This is a genomic window from Streptosporangium longisporum, assembly GCF_039534895.1.
Taxonomy (GTDB): domain Bacteria; phylum Actinomycetota; class Actinomycetes; order Streptosporangiales; family Streptosporangiaceae; genus Streptosporangium; species Streptosporangium longisporum.
Map to the genome: position 1 here is coordinate 83,426 of NZ_BAAAWD010000003.1, position 15,318 is coordinate 98,743.

Annotated in this window: 17 protein-coding genes; 8 read left to right on the top strand and 9 right to left on the bottom strand. The window is 71.6% G+C overall.

Annotated elements, in window-relative coordinates; genetic code table 11:
* Positions 1-127 precede the first annotated feature (127 nt).
* The 4 genes from ABD832_RS02770 to nadE all read right to left on the bottom strand — a co-directional run bounded on the left by ABD832_RS02770 (position 128) and on the right by nadE (position 5,267).
* Complete coding sequence (locus ABD832_RS02770) at positions 128-733, bottom strand: hypothetical protein (RefSeq protein WP_344887754.1); 606 nt, start codon at positions 731-733, stop codon at positions 128-130.
* A complete protein-coding gene (locus ABD832_RS02775) occupies positions 691-2,448 on the bottom strand; it encodes a PHP domain-containing protein (protein WP_344887757.1) in 1,758 nt (585 codons plus the stop codon). Before ABD832_RS02775 ends, ABD832_RS02770 begins: the two co-directional genes overlap by 43 nt.
* A gap of 235 nt (positions 2,449-2,683) precedes the next feature.
* Positions 2,684-4,339, bottom strand: coding sequence for a choline dehydrogenase (gene betA / locus ABD832_RS02780; protein WP_344887760.1), 1,656 nt, complete (start codon positions 4,337-4,339; stop codon positions 2,684-2,686).
* A gap of 76 nt (positions 4,340-4,415) precedes the next feature.
* Complete coding sequence (gene nadE / locus ABD832_RS02785; RefSeq protein ID WP_344887763.1) at positions 4,416-5,267, bottom strand: ammonia-dependent NAD(+) synthetase; 852 nt, start codon at positions 5,265-5,267, stop codon at positions 4,416-4,418.
* 200 nt (positions 5,268-5,467) lie between these two features.
* On the opposite strand from nadE, the gene ABD832_RS02790 reads away from it, so the two are divergent.
* Positions 5,468-6,289 carry an SAM-dependent methyltransferase gene (locus ABD832_RS02790; RefSeq protein WP_344887766.1) on the top strand — a complete coding sequence of 274 codons (822 nt, stop codon included), beginning with the start codon at positions 5,468-5,470 and terminating at the stop codon, positions 6,287-6,289.
* 96 nt (positions 6,290-6,385) lie between these two features.
* Here the strand turns inward: ABD832_RS02790 and ABD832_RS02795 are convergent, their stop codons facing one another.
* Positions 6,386-6,847, bottom strand: a complete 462-nt coding sequence (locus ABD832_RS02795) for an ATP-binding protein (RefSeq protein WP_344887769.1) — start codon at positions 6,845-6,847, stop codon at positions 6,386-6,388.
* 105 nt (positions 6,848-6,952) lie between these two features.
* On the opposite strand from ABD832_RS02795, the gene ABD832_RS02800 reads away from it, so the two are divergent.
* The 3 genes from ABD832_RS02800 to ABD832_RS02810 all read left to right on the top strand — a co-directional run bounded on the left by ABD832_RS02800 (position 6,953) and on the right by ABD832_RS02810 (position 9,026).
* Positions 6,953-7,759 (top strand): helix-turn-helix domain-containing protein, encoded by an 807-nt coding sequence (locus tag ABD832_RS02800; RefSeq protein WP_344887772.1) that lies wholly within the window; start codon positions 6,953-6,955, stop codon positions 7,757-7,759.
* A complete protein-coding gene (locus ABD832_RS02805; RefSeq protein WP_344887775.1) occupies positions 7,750-7,959 on the top strand; it encodes a DUF397 domain-containing protein in 210 nt (69 codons plus the stop codon). Before ABD832_RS02800 ends, ABD832_RS02805 begins: the two co-directional genes overlap by 10 nt.
* Positions 7,960-8,024: 65 nt before the next feature.
* Positions 8,025-9,026, top strand: a complete 1,002-nt coding sequence (locus ABD832_RS02810; RefSeq protein WP_344887778.1) for a hypothetical protein — start codon at positions 8,025-8,027, stop codon at positions 9,024-9,026.
* Here the strand turns inward: ABD832_RS02810 and ABD832_RS02815 are convergent.
* Positions 9,017-9,541 carry a 2'-5' RNA ligase family protein gene (locus ABD832_RS02815; RefSeq protein ID WP_344887781.1) on the bottom strand — a complete coding sequence of 175 codons (525 nt, stop codon included), beginning with the start codon at positions 9,539-9,541 and terminating at the stop codon, positions 9,017-9,019. The two genes, ABD832_RS02810 and ABD832_RS02815, sit on opposite strands and share 10 nt — an antisense overlap.
* Positions 9,542-9,694: 153 nt before the next feature.
* On the opposite strand from ABD832_RS02815, the gene ABD832_RS02820 reads away from it, so the two are divergent.
* Both ABD832_RS02820 and ABD832_RS02825 read left to right on the top strand, forming a co-directional pair.
* Positions 9,695-10,369 carry a hypothetical protein gene (locus ABD832_RS02820; protein WP_344887784.1) on the top strand — a complete coding sequence of 225 codons (675 nt, stop codon included), beginning with the start codon at positions 9,695-9,697 and terminating at the stop codon, positions 10,367-10,369.
* A 186-nt stretch (positions 10,370-10,555) separates the two neighbouring features.
* Entirely contained in the window at positions 10,556-11,089 is a 534-nt protein-coding gene (locus ABD832_RS02825) for a calcium-binding protein (RefSeq protein WP_344887787.1), read from the top strand.
* Positions 11,090-11,189: 100 nt separating this feature from the next.
* On the opposite strand, the gene ABD832_RS02830 is transcribed toward ABD832_RS02825, so the two are convergent.
* A complete protein-coding gene (locus tag ABD832_RS02830) occupies positions 11,190-12,023 on the bottom strand; it encodes a hypothetical protein (protein WP_344887790.1) in 834 nt (277 codons plus the stop codon).
* Positions 12,010-12,525, bottom strand: a complete 516-nt coding sequence (locus tag ABD832_RS02835) for a SigE family RNA polymerase sigma factor (protein ID WP_344887793.1) — start codon at positions 12,523-12,525, stop codon at positions 12,010-12,012. The genes ABD832_RS02830 and ABD832_RS02835 overlap by 14 nt, the downstream gene beginning before the upstream one ends.
* Before the next feature lie 186 nt (positions 12,526-12,711).
* Between ABD832_RS02835 and ABD832_RS02840 the strand changes: the two genes are divergently transcribed.
* On the top strand, positions 12,712-13,725 hold the full coding sequence (locus tag ABD832_RS02840; RefSeq protein WP_344887796.1) for a CU044_5270 family protein: 1,014 nt from the start codon (positions 12,712-12,714) through the stop codon (positions 13,723-13,725).
* Positions 13,726-13,970: 245 nt separating this feature from the next.
* Here ABD832_RS02840 and ABD832_RS02845 read toward each other — a convergent pair whose 3' ends face one another.
* Positions 13,971-14,306 carry a hypothetical protein gene (locus ABD832_RS02845; RefSeq protein WP_344887799.1) on the bottom strand — a complete coding sequence of 112 codons (336 nt, stop codon included), beginning with the start codon at positions 14,304-14,306 and terminating at the stop codon, positions 13,971-13,973.
* Between the two features lie 71 nt (positions 14,307-14,377).
* On the opposite strand from ABD832_RS02845, the gene ABD832_RS02850 reads away from it, so the two are divergent.
* Positions 14,378-15,130: a glycosyltransferase gene (locus ABD832_RS02850; protein WP_344887802.1), complete on the top strand. Its 753-nt coding sequence runs from the start codon at positions 14,378-14,380 to the stop codon at positions 15,128-15,130.
* Positions 15,131-15,318: the final 188 nt, after the last annotated feature.

Genomic DNA, 15,318 nt, shown 5'->3' on the forward strand with positions numbered 1-15,318 from the left:
CCGGGGAGCGGCCGGTGAGCGGCCGGTGGTGACACCGGGACCCCCGGATCGGCCGCGTCGGCCGCGTCGGCCGTCGATCCGGGGTTCCCGGGCCGGGCCCGCGGTTCACGGCCCCGGCCGCGCCGCCTCAGCCGTGGTCGGCGCAGCAGGGCGTCGGGTCGCGTACCTCGGCGGGCATGAGGCGCCCGTCCGCGGCGGGCATGGTCAGCAGGACCACGCGCCCGTCGCGCAGCTGCGGCCGTACGTGGTCGCCGGTCGTGACGAGGGTGTCCGGTGCCGGCTCCTCGGCCTGGGCCAGCACGGCGACCTGGTCGATCGCCGAACGGGCCAGGATCTCGGCCACGCTGAGCGTGCCGGTCAGCTCCGCCCGGCCCGGGTACACGACCAGGCGCCCTCCGGACCCGGCGGCGTGCGCGGCCGCGGCGAGCGCCGCGCCCCGCGCCGGTTCCTCGGGCCCGGTACGGTCCTCACCGGACGCGGCCCCCACCTCAGCAGGGAGAGCCGAGAACGCCGCCAGGTCGATCGCCTCCCGGACGGCGAGCGAGCAGGCCACGTGCGGCGTGCCGTCCGCGACGCGTACGAAGTGCGTGCAGCCCACGGTGCCGTCCGGGAGGCCGAGCGTCTCCACCACCCGGTGGAGAAGGTGCTCGGCCTCCGCGACCGTCCGCGAGCCTCCGTCGAGGCCGATGATCATCCGCGCGGCACGACCCAGATCGGGTTGCTGTAGAACCACAGGTCCTTCCACGGGTCGGCGTCGCCGAAGACGTCGATCCGCGGTCCGGCCGGGTCGATCGCCGCGCCGAGCAGCCCGGGGGCGCTGCGGTTGCCGTCGGTGCCCCGCAGCCGCACGTAGAGCGGCCGGTCGACGGCGCCGAGCCGGTAGGTGAACCTCACGGTCCCGGTGTTCTTGCCGACCTCGAAGGAGGTCACGACCTTGGTGGCCGGGGTCGTGAAGACGTCCCTGTCGGTCACGGGTCCGGTGACGTCGCCCTGGATGACGTCCACGCGGGCCAGGGCCGGGACGTACTGGGCCCAGTTCGGCCGGTTCGCCAGCGTGATCTCGATGCTGAGCTCGACCTTGGCGCCCTTGCGGATGTGCAGGGTGTCACCGAGCGAGACACCGCGCTGTCCCCTGTCGGCCTGCCGGGCGCGCACGACCAGACCGCTGATGAGGCCGCCGTGGTCGACCCACACGCGGCCCTCGCGGATGGCGTCCATGACCGCGGTGTAGGAGAAGTTCCTGGCGCCGACGTGGGTGCGGCTGTAGAAGCCGGGCCAGAAGTCGCCGGCCGTCAGGTTGGGGGTGCCCCGGTAGACGGGGTCCTCGTACCTGCCGTTGGCGTTGAAGTCCCCGCCCGGCCCGCGGTCGGTCGTGTCGGCGTAGACCGAGTGCGAGTCGGAGTTGGCGGTGACCCACCAGCTCTTGCCCTCGGCGAGCAGGCTGTCCCAGAGCCCTCCGACGGTCGCGGTCATCCAGTCGAAGCCGCCGAAGGTCTTGTAGCTCTCGGCGGGGTAGGCGGGGAAGGAGTCCGCGCCCGGGTTGCTGTCGTAGAAGCCGCGCCCGCCGCCCGGCCCGTGCGGCTTGGGGATGCCCGCGGCCTGGTGGCCCGGCGCGCCTTCCATGCCGACGGCGATGTCCGGCTGGGCGTCGCGCCAGCCCCGGATCTCGTGCGGGGAGTCGAGCCCCTTGCGCGAGGGGTGGTTGGCGAGGAACAGGGCGGCCTCGACGCGGCGGCGCCTGACGGCGTCGGCCAGGAAGTTCAGCCCGGCGATGGCCAGGGCCTCGTTCTGCGGGGTGGAGGACGAGGCGCCCTTCACCGAGCCGTCGAAGGAGTTCTCGAACTCCTTGAGGGTGGCCACCTCGCCCCGGCCCGGGGCCACGAACACGGTGCCGTGCTCGGCGCCGGGGATGTTCCACTCCAGCCCCTGGAAGACCAGGGCGTCCCTGACGTCCTGCCGCGCGGCGACGATGTCGGGGTTGACCTTGTCGACACCGATCTTGGCGTGGGTGGCGCCCCCGTGGTCGGTGATGACCATCCAGTCCAGCCCGTACGCGTTCCCGTGCCGGACCTGGTCGCTGACCTTGTAGATCCCGTCGGAGCTGTACTGGGTGTGGATGTGGTGGTCGCCGGCGAGCCAGAGGTAGCCGTCGCGGGGCTCGCGGCCGTGCGGGGTCGGCGTGCCCGTGGTGGCCGCGGCGGCCTGGCCCTGCGCGCCGAGGACGCCGGCCGCGCTCAGGCCGGCGCCCAGCAGTCCGGCGCGGCGGAACATCTGGCGCCGCGAGAGCTGGCCGGGAGAGAGCTCGGCGTCGGGAACCGAGAAGTCGACGATCGGCGCCGTGTCACCCTGGTCGAGGGCGTGCTCGGCACCGTGAGAGTGGTCGTGTGGGTGAGCATGCGTGTGATCGTGAGGGTGATCGTGCCCGTGGCCCATGGTGTGCCTTTCCATCCCCGCCGGAGAGAGCGCTCCGGCTACCCGAACACCCTTGCAAAAACACCTGAACCACTCGTTAACCAGATATATCCGGCAAGGGGGAAACTGCCGACGTCCGATTGATGTTTCGGACACGACAGGCGGGCCGGCGGGGTCGACGCAGCGGGCGGGGCCGGCGGGCAGGGTCGGCGGGCAGGGTCGGCGGGCGGACACGACGGCCGGACACGACGGGTAGGGCCGACGGGCGAGGTCAGCGGGCAGGCTCGCCGCGGTGCCGGTGGAAGGGGGTGTGCTCGGGCGCGAGCGGGGTGTTGCCCAGGATCAGGTCGGCCGCCTTCTCCGCCACCATCATGACCGGCGCGTAGATGTTGCCGTTGGTCACGTACGGCATCACCGAGGCGTCCACCACGCGCAGTCCCTCCAGGCCGTGCACCCGCATGGAGAGCGGGTCCGTCACGGACATGGGGTCGACGCCCATCCGCGCGGTGCACGAGGGGTGCAGCGCGGTCTCCCCGTCCCTGGCCACCCAGCCGAGGATCTCCTCGTCGGTCCCGACACCGGGGCCGGGTGAGATCTCCCCGGCGTTGAAGGCGTCCATGGCGGGCCGGTTCAGGATGTCGCGGGCGATCCGGACGGCCGCCACCCACTCGCGCCGGTCCCGCGCGGTGGACAGGTAGTTGAAGCGCAGCGCCGGGTGCACCCGGGGGTCGGTGCTGGTGATCTTCACCGAGCCGCGCGCGTCGGAGTACATCGGCCCGACGTGCACCTGGTAGCCGTGCCCGCCCGCGGGCGCGGAGCCGTCGTAGCGGACCGCGACGGGCAGGAAGTGGAACATCAGGTCGGGGTAGCGGGCCTCGTCGTCGCTCCGGACGAAGCCGCCCGCCTCGAAGTGGTTGGTCGCGCCGGGGCCGCTGCGCAGGAACAGCCAGCGCGCGCCGATCCACGGCCGGTTGCGCCACCTCATCGCCGGTTGCAGCGACACCGGCCGCTTGCAGGCGTACTGGATGTAGACCTCCAGGTGGTCCTGGAGGTTCTCGCCGACGCCCGGCAGGTGGTGCACGACGTCGACGCCGAGGGACTCCAGCTCGGCCGCGTTCCCCACCCCGGAGAGCTGGAGCAGCTGCGGGGAGTTGAACGCGCCGCCGCACAGGATCACCTCGCCCGCGCGGACCGTCCGGCCGCCGCACTCGACGCCGACGGCGCGCCCGCCCTCGAAGAGGATCCGGGTGACGAACGCCCGCGTCCTGACCTCCAGGTTGGGACGTCTTGCGACCGGGTGCAGGTAGGCGCGGGCGGCCGACAGGCGGCGTCCGGCGCTGATGGTGCGGTCGAAGCGGGCGAAGCCCTCCTGGCGGTAGCCGTTGACGTCGTCGGTCAGCGGGTACCCGGCCTGCTGCACCGCCTCGAAGAAGGCCCCGAACAGCGGGTTGCGCACCGGCCCGCGCTCCAGCACCAGCGGCCCGCCCCGGCCGCGCATCGGATCACCCGGGTCCGCGGCCACGCAGTTCTCCATGCGCCTGAAGTACGGCAGGCAGTGCGCGAAGTCCCAGGTCCCCATCCCCGGATCGGCGGCCCAGCGCTCGTAGTCCAGGGGGTTGCCCCGCTGGAAGATCATCCCGTTGATGCTGCTGGAGCCGCCCAGCACCTTGCCCCGGGCGTGGTAGATCCGGCGGCCGTTCATGTGCGGCTCGGGCTCGGAGACGTACTTCCAGTCGTAGAAGCGGTTCCCGATCGGGAAGGGCAGGGCCGCCGGCATGTGGATGAGGACGTCCCAGGAATAGTCCGGGCGGCCCGCCTCCAGCACCAGCACGCGGTTGGCGGGGTCGGCAGAGAGCCGGTTGGCGAGCGCGCACCCCGCCGAACCACCCCCGACGATGACGAAGTCGTACACGGCCGCCCCCTTCACCTCAGGAGGATAGGCAGGCGGACGTAAAGCGCACGGCGCGACAGGGTGCGCCGTGCGCAACGAAGACCGCCGACGGTCACGCGTCCGTGGTCCGCCACCAGTCGTCGGACGGGCCGACCGGAACGGTCCGCTTGTGCCGGGTCGCGAGGTAGTGCGCCTCCAGCTTCGCCGCCGCCTCCGGCGCGATCTCGGCGCCCTCCAGGTAGTCGTCGATCTGGGCGTACGTCAGGCCGAGCGCCACCTCGTCGGGCAGGGCGGGCCGGTCCTCCTCCAGATCGGCGGTCGGCACCTTCTCCCAGGTGCTCGGCGGTGCTCCCAGCTCCCGCAGCAGGGCGGCGCCCTGACGCTTGTTCAGCCCGGTCAGCGGGATGACGTCCACGCCACCGTCGCCGTACTTGGTGTAGAAGCCGGTCACCGCCTCGGCCGCGTGGTCGGTGCCCGCGACGAGCAGGCCCAGCTGCCCGGCGATCGCGAACTGGACCACCATGCGCTCGCGGGCCTTGACGTTGCCGCGCACGAAGTCGCTCAGCTCGAACCCGTCGCCCTCGACCTCCCGCAGGCCGAGCGCCGTCTGGGCGGAGACGGCGTCCGCGCTCGGCTTGATGTTCACCGTGATCGACCGGTCGGGCCGGATGAACTCCAGCGCGACCTGGGCGTCGTGCTCGTCGGCCTGCACGCCGTGGGGAAGCCGCACCGCGACGAAGGTGGCCTCACGCCCCTCGGCGCGCAGCTCCTCACAGGCGAGCTGGCACAACCTGCCGACCAGCGTGCTGTCCTGGCCGCCGCTGATCCCGAGCACGTAACCCTTGGCCGGGGTCGACCGCAGGTAGTCCTTGAGAAAGTCGACCCGTTGCCTGATCTCGGCCTCGGGGACGATGGTCGCCTTGACGCCGAACTCGGTGAGAATCTGCTTCCTTACGTTCGCCATCCGTGTACCTTACCGACCGGAATCGGGCCGCGAGGAAACGGGTTCGGGCGGAGCCCGCGGAGCGGTCCGGCGGGATCACCACAGCGGGTCAGGGTGCTCTCACCGTGAGATACACCTCCCGAAAAGGTGGCGTTCGCCGGAAAACAACGGGATCATGACGGAGTTCAGCACGCGGAGACGAGACAGACGACAGGACGCTGATGACGAAGGAGCAGGCGCCCCAGGGGGTGGATCCGCACATCCCGAACGCGGCACGGATGTACGACTACTTCATCGGCGGCAAGGACAACTTCCGGGCCGACCGGGAGCTCGCCGAGATGGTGCTCAGCGTGCTCCCCGAGACCCGTGACGGCGCCCGGGAGAACCGCAGATTGATCGGCCGTGTGGTGGAGTACCTCATCGGCAAGGGCGTCAGGCAGTTCCTCGACCTCGGCTCGGGGCTGCCCGCGCAGCAGAACGTGCACGAGGTCGCCCTCCGGCTGGCCCCGGACGCGCGCGTGGTCTACGTCGACCACGACCCCGTGGTCTGCGCGCACGGCCGTGCCCTGCTCGCCGGGGGCGACGGGGTGGCCATGGTCCAGGGGGACGTGCGCGACCCCGAAAGCATCCTCGGCAACCCCGAGGTGCGCGAGCTCATCGACTTCGACCGGCCCGTCGCGGTGCTGATGATGTTCCTGCTGCACCTCATCTCCGACGAGGACGACCCGCAGGCGTTCGTCGCCGCCTACCGCGAGGCCGTGGCGCCGGGAAGCTACCTGGCCGTCTCCCACGTCGGCAGCGACGCCGCCCCCGAGCGCACCGCCCGGATCAGCGAGTTCTACCAGAAGGCGAACACGCCGTTCTGCCCCCGTACGGGCGAGGAGATCGCCCGGTTCTTCGGCGACTTCGAGCTCATCCCCCCGGGCCTCGTCAACGGCCGGAACGCGGAGGGCATCGAGCCGTTCTCCGACCCGGACACGGAGCTGCAGGTCGACGAGGAGATGGCCCGGATGGGCTACGTAGGGATCGCGCGCAAGCCCTGACGGCCGCGTACGCGTCACGGCCGCCGATCGGTCCCCCGCCGGGTCCGACCGGCCGGCGGCGGGGCCTGCCCGCTCCGGCACGGGGATCGTCCCGGCTCACGGCCAGGCCTCAAGCTGGAACCAGACGGACTTGCCGTAGGGGTTCAGGGTCCAGCCCCAGTTGCGGGAGAGGTCGCGCACGATGGCGAGGCCCCGGCCGGAGGTCTCCAGGTCACCGGCCCGCCTCAGCCGGGGGACCATGATGCAGGAGTCGCAGACGTCCACGACGAGCAGCTCCCTCTCCCGGCCGACCGTGACACGGACGGGACCCGGGACGCCCACGTCCCGGGAACCGTACGCGAGCGCGTTGGTGACGAGTTCCGAGGCCAGGAGTTCGGCGATTTCGGGAATGCCCTCGGCCGCGTTCCAGTCGAGGGCGACGTCGCGCACGAACCGGCGAGCGGAGGCGACACTTCTCGGGTCGCGTGGTATCCACCTCTCCCCCAGCGGAGAAAGGCCGGGATTCATCGTGTGGCGATATTCGGTCAGGGCCGCGCTCGCCTGAAGGACCTCTTCCATGATTTCTCTCTTCGTTCCGGATTTCCTGTGTCCAGGGTGCCGGGGTGTCACTACGCTGGGTAGCGAAATCGTTACGAAGAGAACGGGCTGGAGTTCGCACGCCCTTTGTTGAACTCCGACAAGGAGGTCATCATCACCAATCTCCATACGCCTCAGGCGATCTGGGGCAGGGAGCTGCGCCACTACCGCAAGGCGGCCGGTCTCACCCAGGGCCAGCTCGCCGAGAGGATCCACTTCAGCGAGTCCCTGATCAGCGGCGTGGAGACGGGACAGCTCCCGGCCAGCCCGGAATTCGCCGAGATCTGCGACCAGGCCCTGGCGACGGGCAACGCGCTGTCCCGGTTGCTCGACTGGCGCAAGGGGCAGGTCTTCCCCTCCTGGTTCGGAAGATGGAGGGACAAGGAGCAGGAGGCGACCGCGCTACGCGCCTACGAACCGCTCGTCTTTCCCGGGCTTCTCCAGACCGAGGAGTACGCTCGCGTGCTGCTCGGCGAGAACGAGGCGGCCGTGGAAGCTCGCCTGGACCGCCAGGCCATCCTCACCCGGGAGGACCCTCGACCACCGACGCTCCGCTGCGTGGTGGACGAGGCGGTCCTCCACCGCCCGATCGGTGGCGCCAAAGTGATGAAAGAACAGCTGGAGCACATCATTTCAGCGATCAGTCCACGACTCAGTTTTCAAGTGCTTCCCCATGGGATGCACTCGGGTCTGATGGGCGGGTTCGCGATCGCCACGCTGAGCGGAGGAAGCGACGTACTGTATGCGGAGACGGCCGTTCGCGGTATCACCACGAGCGATCCGGAAGACGTCACCATTGCCGTGGAGCGTTTCGAAGCCATCCGGGGCGAGGCGCTGCCGATGAGCATGTCCATCGATCTCATCCAGAAAGCGGTGTCGGAAAAATGGACCTGAGTAACGCCACATGGGTCAAGTCGAGTCTCTCCGGCGACAACGGCGGGAACTGCGTCGAGGTCGCGAGGCTCGGGAACGCCACCGGCCTGGTCGCCGTACGCGACTCCAAGGACACCGGCGGCCCCGCGCTCCTGTTCACCTCCGCCGAGTGGGGCACCTTCCTCGACCGCGTGAAGACCGGCGGGCTCGGCCTCGGCTGACAGCCTGAGAAGGGGCTGAGAGGCGTTCAGCGTCCTCTCAGGACGGCGTCGGCATGATCGCGGGCATGACCTACGAGGCGGCCGGTACGGAACCACCGGGTGTCGGTGCGCGATGGAGCGCCGTCCGCCGATTCGCGGGCTACGGGGCGGCCTCGACGCTCTCGCTCTACCTGGTCGTCAAGGTGATCTGGGTGCTCGCCGCCCTCCCCGGCGGCACGGAGGGTTCCGCCGCCGGGGACTGGGTCGCGCTCAACGCGGTCACGGTGGGGATGGCGACGGTCGGGGTCGCGCTGGGACTGGCGCTGGCGCAACCCTGGGGCCGCCGCGTCCCCGCCGCTCCCCTGCTCCTGGTCGCGTGGACGGGTGCGGGCTTCATGGTGCCGATGCTGCCGTACCTGGTGGTGAGCGCCGTGCTCGGTGCGACCGGAACCGGCGGGGACGCGGGTGGCGACGCGGGCGCGGCCGGTCCCGCAGCGGCGATACCGGCCTGGGAGGGGGTCTTCATCTCGATCGGGTTCGCCGGGATGGCGGTGGGGCTGGCGATCGCCCTTCCGATCTACATGCGGGAACGCTGGCCGCACGCGTTCCTGGGCCGCCTCGGGGACACCCCGCCCGCCCCCTCGCCACGCAGTTCGTACGCGACAGCGGCGGTGGTGGCCTTGGCGCTGGGGGCGCTGGGGGCGCTGTGGCTGTACTGGGCACTCGGCGGGACGCTCGGGCTGGAGGCCGCTCATCGCGACCCGGACCTGAACGAGCGGCTGCTGAACGGCAACTCGGCGATCTGGGCGTTCGCCGGAGCCTGGAGCGTCCGGGCGCTCACCACCGGCCGGTACGCCGTCCGGTCACCGGTCTGGGTGCCGTTCTCCCTGGCCTTCGCCGCCTCGGGATCGCTGTTCGCCTGGGGGTGCTGGAAGCTGTCCGTGGCGGTGCTGCGGCCGGGTGACTACGTACCGGCGGAGCATCCGGTGGTGGCGGTGGCCCAGCACGTCCTGGCCGCCGGCGCGGGCGCCGCCATGCTGGCCGGGATCGTGCGGACCTACCGCGACCGCGCCGCCGGTCACCCGTAGGGTCGTACCAAGGGGACGGTCGTGCGGAGCGCGCCGTCGTAGCTGCGCGCGCCGGAGAACGCCCCGGTGGCCTCGGCCAGTCCGTCGAGCACCGTGACCGCCTGTGCCCGGGTCGCGGCGTCCAGGTTGCGGGCGAGCGTCACATGCGGGAGCCACCGTCCCGGCGCGTGCAGCGGGTTGCCGCCGCAGGAGCCGCCCAGCACCCGCCACACCCCCGCGTGCACGGCCAGCAGCCGGGCATCCGGCACCACGCCCCAGGCGAGCACCCGCGCCCGGCCGGCGAACAGCAGCAGCGGCCCCAGCCTGGCCGGCACCGGCAGGTCACCGAAGGCCTCGGCGAACGCGGCCGGCGCGTCGGGCGGCAGCCGTTCGCAGACCGCCAGCGTCAGATGGGGGCGGTTGGTCGGGTGCGGGTGCCGGGCCTGGCCGGGAAGTCCCTCGGCCGCCAGCCGGTCCCAGGCCGCGCGCACCGCCGAGTCGAGCATGTCGTCACAGATCAGCTCGATGGTGTGCATCCGGCAACGGTAACGGGTGCGCCGTGCCCGGCAGTGGATCTCTTCTCCATGGGCGCGAACCTTTTGCGCGGAACGCCTGTCGTACCGTGCATGAGATCAGAGCACGGATGCGGAGAAGTCATCATGGCGGGTACGGGGCGCACGATGAATCGTGTGGCGAAGATGGCGGCCGGGGCGCTGACCGCACTCGTCCTGACGGGCGGCGGCGCCGCCGCGGCGGCCACCGGGACGGCCGCCACCGCGGAGCAGCACGCGGGAGCGGAGAGGACCGGCGGGAAACTGCCGAGGAACTTCCTGCTCCACGAGTCCCAGGCCCGCAAGCCGGTGAAGCACCCGGGGGAGGAGAAGTGGACGATCAGCGACCGGCATGAACGCCTCGACCTTTCGCCCTGCGACGTGGGCCGTTCCACGGACCGGGGCCGGGTGAGCACCCGGACGGTCGTCTACACGGCGCTGGAGGTCCACCAGGCCGAGCAGGTCGTGATCTACCGCTCCGAGCGGGCTGCGCGCACGGCCATGGCCGACCTGCGGAGGCGGATCGGCGGATGTGAGGTCGACCACGGCGACCAGGTGGTCGCCAAGGGCCGGACGGAGAAGATCAAGGTGGGGGACCAGGCCGTCCGGGTGATCGTCCAGAACTACGACCGCGGGGACGCAGGCCCGGCCATCGGCGGCCAGCGGGGCGTCGTCGTGCGCAAGGGCCGCGCTCTGGTGAGCTACACGCAATCCAGGGAGTACGGCGGGGTGCACGCCTCGGACTTCCGCCGGCAGCTGAAGGACGCCCGGAAGATGGCGGTGAAGGTCTGCTCGCTGCCCGGCGTCTGCTGACCGGCCGCCCGTCCCCTGCCGACCGGTGTCCGCCGGCCGGCAGGGGACGGGCCCCCGGCGGCGCCTTTACCGGATGACGACCGCTCCGACCAGGGACAAGGGCACATCCGCAGGATGCAGAACTCAGCGGAACCCGGCCGCCCTGCGGGCTCTAATCCCCTCAACCGATCCCGTTGAGGAGAACCGATGCGCACCATGCTCAAGACCTTCGCCGCCGGCGTCCTGGCCGCCGTTCCGCTGCTGTTGTCGGCCGGGCCGGCGCATGCGACGACCAACGTGGCGCTGTTCAACGGACAGCTCACGATCAACTCGGGCGACCTGGCCGACAACATCACGATCAGCGTCGGCGTGAACGTCATCAAGGTGTTCAACGCCAACGACACACTGGTCCCCAACTTCGCGTGCACGCGGATCGACACCAGGACCGTGCACTGTCCGATCGGCAGCGTCAACCGGCTCTTCGTCCAGGTCAAGGGCGGGGACGACATCGTCACGAACAACACCTCCCTGCCCGTGCGGGCCTTCCTCGGCATCGGCTCCGACACGTACAACGGCGGGTCGAACGAGGACTTCGTCACCGGTGACGCGGGCGGGGACACGATGTCCGGCAACGGCGGCAACGACATCCTGGACGGGCGCACGGGCACCGACACCGCCCACGGCGGCCTGGGCACCGACGTCTGCATCGCCGAGGCGGAGACCGGCTGCGAGCTCGATTGAGCCGCACCGTGAGGGGCGGCGGGGCCCATGGCCGGCGGGCCGGCGGGCCGGCGGGCCGGTGGGCCGGCGGGCCGGTGGGCCGGCGGGCCGGCGGGCGGGGTCAGCCGACGGCGCTGAGACCCGCGGCGATCCTCCTCAGTTCGCGGTCGACCGCCTCGGGGCTCCCGAGGTCGTCGGCGTAGCCGGGACCGAGCATGACCTCGACCCGCCGCCCCTCCCCCAGGCTCAGGAAGAGGGTCGGGGTGCCGTTCCCGCCGTCCTCTCCGACGTCCTGCCTGACCAGGTAGCCGGTCCTGTCGTCGCCGACGGTCGTCTCCTTCCCCGTCCCCTCCTCGCGGTACTCCCGGACGCGCTCGTCGGCCTCCTGGACGGCCCGGCCCTCGTGGACGTAGATCTGGACGCAGTAGGCGCCGTTCCCGTCACCCTTGTAGTCCCACGAGGTCGTGTACTCCTCACCCCGGTCCAGGGACCAGTTGGACCACAGCAGGCCCTCGGGCAGGTACCCGACCCGGATGCTCCTGAAGGCCCTTCCGTCGCCCAGGTCGCCGAGGTCGCCGGGCTCGGACGCGGGGGGCGGTCCGCTGTCGTCGATGGCGGGAGGTTCCGGCGTGGTCCCGGCGGTGACGTCCGGCCCCGGTGTCCCGGAGACCGTGATCCGCCCGGCGGGCCGGGATCCCCCGGTGGCCGGGCCGTCCGGGCCGAGGTCGAGGGAGAGGGGGGTCACCACGCCGACGACGGCCACGGCCGCGGCTGCGGCTGCGGCTGCGGCTGCGGCCAGGGCGGTGAGCCTGATCCGGTTCGTCCTCTTCTTCCGGGAGGCACGGAGAACCCGGTCCACCAGGTCCAGCGGGGCGTGCAGCCTCTCGACCTCGTCCGCCATGATCCGCCGGAGGTCGTCCCCGGGCGCGCGGAGGTCACTCTCAGGCGCGGACATTCCCGATCACTCCTTCCGCTGCTTCCGGGCCGATCGCCGCGCGGAGCTTGGCGAGCGCCTTCGATGCCTGACTTTTCACCGTGCCCGTCGAGCAACCGAGGATCTCCGCGGTCTGCGTCTCGCTGAGGTCCTCCCAGTACCTCAGGACGACCACCGCGCGCTGCCGGGGGGGCAGCGCGCGCAGGGTGTCCATCAGCACGTGGCGCAGGTCGACGTCGGTCTCGCGTGCCGCGGACTCCGGAGGGGTGTGCATCGGGATGATCCGCATGATCGCCCGTCGCCGGGCACGGCTGATGGAGGCGTTGACGATGATGCGGCGGACATAGGGCTCGGGGTTGTCGTACCGCACCCGGTCCCAGTGCTGGTAGGTGCGCTCCAGTGCCGTCTGCAACAGGTCCTCCGCCTCCTTCTCGTCGCCGCAGGCGAGGTAGGCGACCCGTAACAGGCTCGTGCCGCGTGCGGCGACGAACGCCGCGAACCCGTCGTCCTCGGCATCGCTCACTCCTGTCCGTCCAATGTCATGCCCCCTAATACGCCTGCGTCGCACCGCGCGTTGCCCACGACCTCCGGCGATCTCGCGTTCCGTCGCGTCACCCCGCCGACGGCGAACGCCCCGGGAACCCCGGGCCGCGCAAATTCAAGATCGTACGCGGGCAACCTCCCCGGGGGGCCGGGCGTATATGTGGTCATGACATCGCATGACCGGAGACAACAGACGAAAGCCGTAGTCTCACCGGCCCGGTCGCTGACGGCGATCGGGGCCGTCCTGGCCGCGGTGTGCGTGCTCGCCCCGCCCGGCACGGCGGGCACGCCGGGCACGCCGGGCACGCCGGGCACGCCGGGCACGCCGGAGCTTCGGCCGGTGGCCGCGTCGCGCCCGGTGGCGGATCCGGCGCAGGGCGCCTACTGGCACACGAGGACGCTGTGGACGAGCGTCCATCCCCGGAAGATGGGGAGCGGCTCCGACCGCTACGAGGTGGAGGAGCGGCATGTCTACGAGACGTGGGTCGCGCCCGGCGGCAAGCAGTGGTCCGGGTTCCGGAGGCTGGGGACGCGGCCGAAGAGCCCGGCCGACGATCGGGCGTGGCGCCGCGACGGCTCCCCGGCCACGTGGAACCGGTCCGCGGACGGCATGACCGTCGTCCTGTCCACCCGGCCGGACAAGGGCCGGGTCGGCGCCGCGAAGGGCCGCTCGGACGCGTTCCACGTGGCCGGTCAGCAGCTGTCGTACGAGGAGCTGCAGCGGCTGCCCGCGGACCCGGCCGGGCTGAGGGGGTGGATCGAGAAGGCCGTACGGGTCCGGAAGGCGGACCCGACCGCGGACGTTCCCGAGGACGCCGTCGACGGCCATGTGACAAGGACGCTGGTCGAGCTGCTCTACCAGGTCCCGGCGCCGAGGGGCGTCCGCGTCGCGGCCTACCGGGCGCTGCCGGCGATGCCCGGCGTCCACGCCCGGGGGACGGCGAAGGACGCGCGGGGCAGGACCGGAGAGCGCCTGTCCCTCGACCACAGACCGCACCCCGGGCAGAAGGGGTTCGAGCAGGAGACCGAGGTGATCGTCGACACCGGCGCGATGCTGCTGCTGTCCGAAGGCGTGAGGACCACGATCGACGGCAAGCCGTTCGCGAACAAGACGTCGACGGAGATCGTGCTCCACGCCGGCTGGACCGACGCGGCACCGTCGGTCCCCGCGCTGCCCTGACCGACCACCACACCGACCGATCCGCGCTCTCCCGCCAAGGGGCCTTCGCGATCCCGGAGCCGGTCAGGCCGCGGGAGCGCGTCGTGGGACGAGCACACCACTCGAACGGGACTTTCGATGACGGGGAAGATTCGCAGGCCGCTGGTGAACGCGGCGCTGTGGTCACTGAGAAGAATCAATGCGAGAAGGGCACGGCGGGCGCCCGCGCCCGACACGGGGACGGTCCGGATCCTGCTGCACCACGCCTACGGGATGGGTGGCACGATCCGGACCGTGCTGAACCTGGCGGGGTACCTGGCGCGGGAGCGGGACGTGGAGATCGTCAGCGTCGTCCGCGCGGCCGAGGAGCCGTTCTTCCCGATCCCGCCGGGGGTGCGGGTGTCGTTCCTGGACGACAGGGTCGGACCGCGCGGACCGGCGGCCCGGCTGCTCTCCCGCTTCGCCAGCAGGCTGGTCCCCGAGCAGGAGAACGTCCACCAGGCCGTCACGCTCTGGACCGACCTGCGCCTGCTCCGCTTCCTGCGCTCGCTGGACGGCGGCGTGCTCATCGCCACCCGCCCCGCGTACGCCCTGGCCACCACCCTGCTGGCACCCCCCCGGCGTCATCACCGTCGGGCAGGAGCACGTCACCCTGCAGACGCACAAGCCCGAGATGCTGCGGCTCATCAAGAGGCGGTACGGCAGGTTCGACGCGTTCGTCACCCTCACCGAGGCCGACCGCAAGCAGTACGCCGGAGCGCTGAAGAACAACGCCCCCGGCCGGCTGCTGCGCATCCCCAACGCGGTCCCTCCCCTGGCCGGGGAGATCTCCACGCTGCGGGAGAAGACGGTGATCGCCATCGGCAGGGTGGTGTACGCCAAGGGCTTCGACCGCCTGGTCAAGGCATGGAAGGACGTCGCCGAGGCGCACCCGGACTGGGTCCTGCGCATCTACGGAGGCGGCACCCCCGACCGGGAGCAGCGGCTGCGCGAGCGGATCGAGGAGGCGGGCCTGTCCGGGAAGGTCTTCCTGATGGGCAGCAGCAAGGAGATCGGCGAGGAGCTGGCACGGTCCTCGATCTACGTGGTCAGCTCCCGGTACGAGGGCTTCGGCATGACCATCCTGGAGGCGATGAGCAAGGGGGTGCCGGTGGTCAGCTTCGACTGCCCGCACGGCCCGCGTGAGATCATCACCCACGAGCACGACGGCCTGCTGATCCGCTCCGGCAAGCCGTCCGCGCTCGCCGAGGGCGTCCGCCGCCTGATCGAGGACGAGGACCTGCGCCTGCGCCTCGGGGGCAACGCGCTGCGCACCGCCTCCCGCTACGACCTCGACGTCGTCGGCGCCGAGTGGGACGCCCTGCTGAACGACCTGGGCAGGCGTTCCCACCTGCGGTCCTGCTCCCTGGGCACCGCGGTGTGGTGACCGGACACGGCGGTCCGTAGCAGACGGGTGCGGTGACCGGGCACGATCCCCGGTGACCGGGGACAGCCACCGGTCCCGGTCACCGGTCACCGGTCACCGGTCACCGGGGAACGGGGAACGGTCACCGGGGAACGGTCACCGCACCCGTCCTGGCGGCCATTTCCCGGGCCCGAACCCCCTGGGCCGTC

Coding starts and splice junctions, on each gene's coding strand:
- ABD832_RS02775 (WP_344887757.1), bottom strand. CDS start 2,448: ATGGAAAGGCACACCATGGGCCACGGGCACGATCACCCTCACGATCAC.
- nadE (WP_344887763.1), bottom strand. CDS start 5,267: ATGGCGAACGTAAGGAAGCAGATTCTCACCGAGTTCGGCGTCAAGGCG.
- ABD832_RS02790 (WP_344887766.1), top strand. CDS start 5,468: ATGACGAAGGAGCAGGCGCCCCAGGGGGTGGATCCGCACATCCCGAAC.
- ABD832_RS02795 (WP_344887769.1), bottom strand. CDS start 6,847: ATGGAAGAGGTCCTTCAGGCGAGCGCGGCCCTGACCGAATATCGCCAC.
- ABD832_RS02805 (WP_344887775.1), top strand. CDS start 7,750: ATGGACCTGAGTAACGCCACATGGGTCAAGTCGAGTCTCTCCGGCGAC.
- ABD832_RS02810 (WP_344887778.1), top strand. CDS start 8,025: ATGACCTACGAGGCGGCCGGTACGGAACCACCGGGTGTCGGTGCGCGA.
- ABD832_RS02815 (WP_344887781.1), bottom strand. CDS start 9,541: ATGCACACCATCGAGCTGATCTGTGACGACATGCTCGACTCGGCGGTG.
- ABD832_RS02825 (WP_344887787.1), top strand. CDS start 10,556: ATGCGCACCATGCTCAAGACCTTCGCCGCCGGCGTCCTGGCCGCCGTT.
- ABD832_RS02830 (WP_344887790.1), bottom strand. CDS start 12,023: ATGTCCGCGCCTGAGAGTGACCTCCGCGCGCCCGGGGACGACCTCCGG.
- ABD832_RS02840 (WP_344887796.1), top strand. CDS start 12,712: ATGACATCGCATGACCGGAGACAACAGACGAAAGCCGTAGTCTCACCG.
- ABD832_RS02850 (WP_344887802.1), top strand. CDS start 14,378: ATGCTGCGGCTCATCAAGAGGCGGTACGGCAGGTTCGACGCGTTCGTC.